10 protein-coding genes and 2 pseudogenes are annotated in these 6372 nt (G+C 30.8%); 7 read left to right on the forward strand and 5 right to left on the reverse strand.

Translation table 11 applies throughout. The annotated features are described in order from the left end of the window. Window positions 1–122: pseudogene (locus LOK41_RS26920) on the reverse strand (IS6 family transposase); the annotation flags it as partial. A 227-nt stretch (window positions 123–349) separates the two neighbouring features. On the opposite strand from LOK41_RS26920, the gene LOK41_RS26925 reads away from it, so the two are divergent. Together LOK41_RS26925 and LOK41_RS26930 are read left to right on the forward strand one after the other, a co-directional pair. Further along, complete coding sequence (locus LOK41_RS26925) at window positions 350–649, forward strand: DUF2089 family protein (RefSeq protein WP_241819073.1); 300 nt, start codon at window positions 350–352, stop codon at window positions 647–649. Next, window positions 649–942 carry a hypothetical protein gene (locus tag LOK41_RS26930; RefSeq protein ID WP_241819074.1) on the forward strand — a complete coding sequence of 98 codons (294 nt, stop codon included), beginning with the start codon at window positions 649–651 and terminating at the stop codon, window positions 940–942. Before LOK41_RS26925 ends, LOK41_RS26930 begins: the two co-directional genes overlap by 1 nt. 348 nt (window positions 943–1290) lie before the next feature. Here the strand turns inward: LOK41_RS26930 and LOK41_RS26935 are convergent, their stop codons facing one another. Genes LOK41_RS26935 through LOK41_RS26950 form a run of 4 tightly spaced genes read right to left on the reverse strand, consistent with a single transcriptional unit; the run spans window position 1291 to window position 2004 of the window. After that, window positions 1291–1437, reverse strand: coding sequence for an aureocin A53 family class IId bacteriocin (locus tag LOK41_RS26935; protein ID WP_241819081.1), 147 nt, complete (start codon window positions 1435–1437; stop codon window positions 1291–1293). A 42-nt stretch (window positions 1438–1479) separates the two neighbouring features. Further along, on the reverse strand, window positions 1480–1626 hold the full coding sequence (locus tag LOK41_RS26940) for an aureocin A53 family class IId bacteriocin (protein WP_241819088.1): 147 nt from the start codon (window positions 1624–1626) through the stop codon (window positions 1480–1482). Window positions 1627–1668: 42 nt separating this feature from the next. Further along, window positions 1669–1815, reverse strand: a complete 147-nt coding sequence (locus tag LOK41_RS26945; RefSeq protein WP_241819094.1) for an aureocin A53 family class IId bacteriocin — start codon at window positions 1813–1815, stop codon at window positions 1669–1671. A gap of 42 nt (window positions 1816–1857) precedes the next feature. Next, window positions 1858–2004 carry an aureocin A53 family class IId bacteriocin gene (locus tag LOK41_RS26950; protein ID WP_241819101.1) on the reverse strand — a complete coding sequence of 49 codons (147 nt, stop codon included), beginning with the start codon at window positions 2002–2004 and terminating at the stop codon, window positions 1858–1860. Window positions 2005–2248: 244 nt separating this feature from the next. Here LOK41_RS26950 and LOK41_RS26955 point away from each other — a divergent pair, with 244 nt between their 5' ends. The 5 genes and pseudogenes from LOK41_RS26955 to LOK41_RS26975 form a co-directional block, all read left to right on the forward strand. Beyond that, the gene (locus tag LOK41_RS26955; protein WP_017154624.1) at window positions 2249–2740 is read left to right on the forward strand and encodes a PH domain-containing protein; all 492 of its coding nucleotides are present in this window, start codon (window positions 2249–2251) and stop codon (window positions 2738–2740) included. A 20-nt stretch (window positions 2741–2760) separates the two neighbouring features. Further along, window positions 2761–4263 carry a PH domain-containing protein gene (locus tag LOK41_RS26960; RefSeq protein WP_241819107.1) on the forward strand — a complete coding sequence of 501 codons (1503 nt, stop codon included), beginning with the start codon at window positions 2761–2763 and terminating at the stop codon, window positions 4261–4263. A gap of 125 nt (window positions 4264–4388) precedes the next feature. Beyond that, complete coding sequence (locus tag LOK41_RS26965; RefSeq protein ID WP_241819109.1) at window positions 4389–5579, forward strand: efflux RND transporter periplasmic adaptor subunit; 1191 nt, start codon at window positions 4389–4391, stop codon at window positions 5577–5579. After that, window positions 5576–6256: an ABC transporter ATP-binding protein gene (locus tag LOK41_RS26970; protein ID WP_241819111.1), complete on the forward strand. Its 681-nt coding sequence runs from the start codon at window positions 5576–5578 to the stop codon at window positions 6254–6256. Before LOK41_RS26965 ends, LOK41_RS26970 begins: the two co-directional genes overlap by 4 nt. Next, a pseudogene (locus LOK41_RS26975) lies at window positions 6253–6372 on the forward strand (ABC transporter permease); the annotation flags it as partial. The gene LOK41_RS26970 and the pseudogene LOK41_RS26975, both read left to right, overlap by 4 nt.

Consider the following 6372-nt stretch of genomic DNA (forward strand, 5'->3'; position numbering starts at 1 on the left):
GGAACACCACGTTCATTCAAAATTTCAGAGACATCACGATAGCTTAAAGAAAAGCGACAATAGTAGCCAACGGCTACCAAAATAATATCTTTCTTGAATTGCTTTCCTTTAAAATATCTCATGTATGATTCTCCTCACTCTGTTTTGCAAAAGTTTAGCTTAGTTTTAAAAACTTTGCAACAGAACCGTAATGGTTATACTAAGAATTTGAGAACGTATCAAATATCAACACTACACTTTAACAGAGTTTAATCTTTTAAATAAAATTAAAATAAAAATAAATTTTATTTAAAATAAAGTTGATTTTTATTTTAAATATGTTAAAATTCAATTAAAGGAGCTGAAGTTTATGAATTTTAAAGACATTCCGAATTGGCTATTAAATTTAGATAGTGAAGACATTGAGTTTATTAAAAATTTTATTTTACACTCTGGATCTTTGAAAGAAATAGCAAAAATTTATGATGTTTCTTATCCTACAGTGAGGGTACGGGTAGATAAGCTAATTCAAAAAATTAAAGTGAATGATACTGATGAAGATGAAGAGTTCATTACTTTTATTAAAAAACTCTCCATCGAAGATCGTATTAATTTAGAAGATGCAAAATTGATAATTGAAAAATATAAAAATGAAAGAGGGGATAATTAATGTTTCGTCTATACGGATTTTTAATTGCACTTATATTAATTGGGCTTCAATACTTTTTGTCAAGAAGAGAAAATGTTTATTTGGGAATGGGTTTACCTGTTTTATATGTGGTAACACTACTATATCTATGGATGTCTGAGACTTTAATTGTCAAAGGGAATACACTTATCTTCATTATTATTATTTTAGGTGGATTAGCTATTTTATTAGGAATTTGGATTAAAGGAAGAGAAGAACTAAAAAATAAACAGAAAAAAGAATTAAAAAAAATGAAAACCAAGGATATGAAGTAATCGATTAGAGATAAAAAGCATTAGCTTCTATCGACTTGTGACTGAGTTTGAGTACAATACTCATTGATTTTTAAATTTTTGTTATGAAGGGAATATATATCATACACATTGCCTTATAATAATTGGGATGAACTTTTAAAAATATAATTATTGCTCTATATGTTCTTTTTTAAAATAAGGAAGGATGTTATAATGTCTCTAATGCTAATGGGCTTTTAGAGGGTGGTGTAAGAGTAAACGGTTTATAGAAGTAAGGTATGAAAATTAATAATCATTATATAAAAAAGGATAGAACTGCAGATCCTATCCTTTTAGAATTAATTGGTTTAGATTATGTAATTACACCAATTAGTTTACCATGTCATTAATTTTATTGATAATCCAGTCAATAGCCATACCATCTCTAATCCAGCCTAAAACTCTATCTTTGTTAGCCCAAGCCCATCTAGCAGCTCTAACTCCTAATTGAGCCACGATTCTTAAAAATGTAATCATGTTATATACCTCCTAATATAGTAATTGTAAAATTAAAAATTCTTAGTTTACCATGTCATTAATTTTATCAATAATCCAGTCGATTGCCATACCGTTTTTAATCCAATTTAAAATTCTATCTTTGTTAGCCCAAGCCCATCTAGCAGCTCTAGCTCCTAGTTGAGCTACGATTCTTAAAAATGTAATCATGTTATATACCTCCTAATATAGTAATTGTAAAATTAAAAATTCTTAGTTTACCATGTCATTAATTTTATTAATAATCCAATCAATAGCAATACCATCTCTAATCCAGCCTAAAACTCTATCTTTGTTAGCCCAAGCCCATCTAGCAGCTCTAGCTCCTAGTTGAGCTACGATTCTTAAAAATGTAATCATGTTATATACCTCCTAATATAGTAATTGTAAAATTAAAAATTCTTAGTTTACCATGTCATTAATTTTATTAATAATCCAATCAATAGCAATACCATCTCTAATCCAGCCTAAAACTCTATCTTTGTTAGCCCAAGCCCATCTAGCAGCTCTAGCTCCTAGTTGAGCTACGATTCTTAAAAATGTAACCATAATATACCTCCTTTTGAATTTTTTGGTGAACGCTTTTGCGATTATAAATATATCTGAATCTTCAAATTGTGTCAACTTAATTTTTAGAAAAAAATTTATATTAAGTTTTTAAATATTTTATTCCAAAAAAATCTATACATGGATATATTTTTAAGTATAATAATTAAGAGGATCTTTATTGAAAATTTAGAATTGATAGATTGTTAATATGATTTAATTATCAAAAAAGGGGATTGAGATTGAAATGATAAAAGAACCACAACAAAAAATCTCACCAAATGCAGTAAAAGTATGGAGGATAAGTGATGCAATTACTTATACTACTGCACTTTGTGTATTAGGAATTCTTTTGTTTTTACAGCATTATTATGATTGGAAAAGCTGGATAAGTATTATTTGTTATATCATTATTGCTTTACTCATTATTTCTTCCATATTCGAACTATCCATAATACCTATTTATCGACAGCGAACATGGCGTTATGAAATTGATGAAAATTATATTCAATTAAAACATGGAGGAGCATTAATGAGAAAGCATCTAATAATACCGATGACGAAAGTACAATATGTAAATACAAATCAAGGACCAATATTACGAAAATTTGGTTTGTCTACGTTAACAATAGGTACAATGGCTTCAGAACATGAAATACCTGCTATTTCTGAAAAGAAAGCAACAGAATTAAGAGCGAACATTGCATATTTAGCTGGAATCAATGAAATAAATGAATAAAATAGGAGGGCTATCATACAATGAAGCAAGAATTAGCATATGACCAAATAGCTCAGCGAATGCATCCGTTATGGATGCTCTTTTCCGTGGTTAAATCTATAAAAGAACTTATTCTTTGGATTGTTTTTTTTGCTATTTTTATAAGTTCAAATTCTAATCCTATTTTTCTGATTGTAGGTGTAGTAGCAGGAGTTGTTTATCTAATTTATAATTTTGTTTCAATATTTCTTGATTGGAAACATTTTAAGTATGTATTTACTGATAAAGAAATGTACATTTATGAGGGACGTTTTATTAAAGAAAATCGTTTTATTCCATTAGAACGTATCCAAGGTATTAGTCAAAATACACATTTTTTTCATCGCTTATTTGGACTAACATCACTTTTATTAGAAACTGGTTCCAATGAAAAAAAATCCTCTATTAAACTTGAAATGATAACTTATGAAGAAGCTGCACGGATACAAGAACATTTAGGACATATTGGTTTTATTCCAAAAAAAGAGAATGAATCAGATATACAGCAAGTAGAGTTAATAGAATCTAAAGATATTTCAAGGGACAAACATTATAAAATGGCGCCTAAAGAAATATTGGTTAAATCACTTATGTCACTTAAATTACTTTTATTGATCCCATTAATTCAAGAGATTTATTCTAATATAAATGATTTTATTTCCATAGACGGTTATATAAATGAAATTACCTCTTTTTTTCAAAAATCATGGTTTCTAATGACTCTTGGCATTCTTATTCTTTTACTAATGTCATTAGCTTATGGGATAATTAAGACTTATATTCAATATGGGAACTTTGAAGTCACTTCTGACCAACATCGAATTTTTGTTAGAACAGGTGTATTTAATGAAACTGAATTTTCAATTCCAAAGGAGAAAATCCAAGCTATTAATATTAATACTAATCTATTAAAAAGATGGTTTGGTTTAGTACAAGTAAAAATTATAAGTATTACTGATATGGAAGATAAGGAAATGAGAACTGCTAAAGTACTCTTTCCACTTATAGATAAAAATAGAGCTTTATCACTAATTCCTGAGATTCTACCAACATTTAAAATTGATACAAGAATGATTAGTATTCCAAAATATACAATTTTTATAAAGATGGTACGATCAAGTTATATTTGGATCATAAGTACGATACTTACTTATTATTTTTGGTCAGAGTTTTGGTATATCCCAATAATATTATTCGTACTTGTTAACACATCACAAATATTAAACTGTTTTTATAGTGGTTACAAACTTAATGGGGAATTCATTCAATTGCAACGGGGAGGATTTTCAACAAATTTATTCATAACAAACCGAAAGAATATTGAAGAGTTGGAAATAATAGAATCAGGGATACAAAGTCCATTTGGCCTTGTTACTCTTCAAACTTCAACACGTGCTAAACCAGTTAAGAAAACAAAAATTTCAGATATCCCAAAGGATGTAGCTATACATTATTATCATTGGTATGGAAGTAACAAGAAACATATAAAAGCAAAAAAAATTTAGTATTAAAGAAATGAAATGCAATCACATATTTTATTAAATAAGTATTTTTATTCAAACTTTATTTTATATTTGTGAATTCTTTAAATTCGAAATACAGACTATGCACAAAAAGGAGAACAATTTCTATGCTAACAAATGTAGATACAAAAAAAAGGAAAACCAAAAAATGGATTATCCTCGGGGTTATTGCATTAATTGCTATCGTTGCAGCTATTAATATTTTCGTGATGCAAGGGAAGAAGAAAGAAACGGCGAAAATAGATGCTGTAAGTTTTGAGAAGGTAACAGAGCGTAAGCTAAATAATACAAAATTAATTTCGGGACAGGTAAAACCAGGAAACATTGAAAGCTTCTACTCAGATCCGACAAAAGGAAAAGTGAAAGATATTGCAGTGAAAGAAGGACAAGAGGTAGAAAAAGGAACAAAATTATTCTCTTATGATAATGAAGAAATCAATTTACAGATGAAGCAAGCTGAGCTTGATCAAAAGATGGCAGATATGCGTTACGATCAAGGAAAAAAGAAAATAGATTCATTGAAAAAAGAAATTAAGAAAGCGAAAGATAGCGGTGCTGCGAAAGAAGTAACAGATCCAATGGAAGAGCAAGTAAGTGAACTAGAAATTCAGCAAAAGACAACGGACCTTGAGAAAGAAAAAAGTAAATTACAAGCAGAAGAATTAAAGAAAAAACAGAAAGAACTTACGATTTATAGTAACTTCGCTGGTGTTGTACAGAAGCTAGATAATGATGCAGCACAAAGTTCCTCACAAGCAATAGGTGGACAAGGAAAATCATTTTTACAAATTGCTTCTAAAGATCCATTCCAAATTCAAGGGACATTAACGGAACTTCAGAAGTCACAAATTCAAAAAGACCAAACATTTACTGTAACTGCAAAAGCGAATAATAAGAAGAAATGGACAGGCAAAATTACAGAAGTAAGTGAATTCCCAACTAGCACAGAAATGGCTCAAACTGCTAGTGCAGGTGAGGGAACTCAAAATATGTCTCAATATACATATAAAGCAAGTCTTGATGGGCAAGAAGGTTTATCTCCAGGCTATCACGTTTCTTTACAAGTAAACTTAGAGAATAAGACGATGATCGCTGTTCCTAGTAAGAGCATTGTAGAAAAAGATAATGATACATTTGTTTACATAGAAGAAAAAGGTAAACTTCATAAAAAAAATGTAAAAAAAGGTGCTACTGATGGAGATTGGACAGAGATTGTTGAAGGCGTAACAGTGGGGCAAAAGGTTGTAAAAAATCCTTCCGACAACGTGTATGACGGAATGGAAGTGAAAGAAAAATGATTAAGTTAAATCATATTTCTAAAACATATTATCAAGGTAAGCTAGCAGTGCCAATTTTACACGGCATTAGTTTAACGATTCAAAGCGGTGAGTTTATTTCCATTATGGGACCATCCGGTTCGGGGAAATCAACGTTAATGAATATTATCGGTTGCTTAGATCGTCCGACAGAAGGTGAATATACGCTGAATGATGTAAATATCTTAACAGCAGACGAGGCAAAACTTGCTCTTATTCGTAATGAATATATTGGCTTTGTATTCCAGCACTTTAATTTGTTACCGCGACTTTCAGCGGTGGAAAACGTTGAACTTCCGCTCATCTACGGTGGCGTGAAGAAAGCAGAACGTCGTCAAAGAGCGCTTGAAGCACTTAGTAAAGTTGGATTGTTGGACAGGATTCATCATTTACCTAGTGAATTATCTGGTGGACAAAAGCAGCGTGTAGCGATCGCGAGATCAATCGCCAATAATCCAACGTTTATTATGGCCGATGAGCCGACAGGTGCTCTTGATACGAAGTCTGGACAGCAAGTTATGGACATTTTCACAAAGTTAAATGAAGAAGGTACGACGATTGTTATGGTTACGCATGAAGAGGAAGTTGCAGAGTATTCTTCGCGCCGAATCGTGCTAAGGGACGGAAAAATTACAGAAGATAGAAGGTGTGCGGTATGAGTTTACTAGATAGTATCAAAATTGCCCTATCTTCTATTCTAGCTCATAAACTGCGCTCAGCACTTACGATGCTTGGGATTATTATCGGCGTTGGTTCCATTATTACCGTTGTTGCA

The organism is Bacillus sp. TL12, from assembly GCF_022625245.1.
In the GTDB taxonomy this organism is placed as follows: domain Bacteria; phylum Bacillota; class Bacilli; order Bacillales; family Bacillaceae_G; genus Bacillus_A.

Bases quoted from the DNA above. Each gene is read 5' to 3' on its own strand.
- LOK41_RS26925 (WP_241819073.1), top strand. From the start codon at position 350: ATGAATTTTAAAGACATTCCGAATTGGCTATTAAATTTAGATAGTGAA.
- LOK41_RS26930 (WP_241819074.1), top strand. From the start codon at position 649: ATGTTTCGTCTATACGGATTTTTAATTGCACTTATATTAATTGGGCTT.
- LOK41_RS26935 (WP_241819081.1), bottom strand. From the start codon at position 1,437: ATGATTACATTTTTAAGAATCGTGGCTCAATTAGGAGTTAGAGCTGCT.
- LOK41_RS26940 (WP_241819088.1), bottom strand. From the start codon at position 1,626: ATGATTACATTTTTAAGAATCGTAGCTCAACTAGGAGCTAGAGCTGCT.
- LOK41_RS26945 (WP_241819094.1), bottom strand. From the start codon at position 1,815: ATGATTACATTTTTAAGAATCGTAGCTCAACTAGGAGCTAGAGCTGCT.
- LOK41_RS26950 (WP_241819101.1), bottom strand. From the start codon at position 2,004: ATGGTTACATTTTTAAGAATCGTAGCTCAACTAGGAGCTAGAGCTGCT.
- LOK41_RS26955 (WP_017154624.1), top strand. From the start codon at position 2,249: ATGATAAAAGAACCACAACAAAAAATCTCACCAAATGCAGTAAAAGTA.
- LOK41_RS26960 (WP_241819107.1), top strand. From the start codon at position 2,761: ATGAAGCAAGAATTAGCATATGACCAAATAGCTCAGCGAATGCATCCG.
- LOK41_RS26965 (WP_241819109.1), top strand. From the start codon at position 4,389: ATGCTAACAAATGTAGATACAAAAAAAAGGAAAACCAAAAAATGGATT.
- LOK41_RS26970 (WP_241819111.1), top strand. From the start codon at position 5,576: ATGATTAAGTTAAATCATATTTCTAAAACATATTATCAAGGTAAGCTA.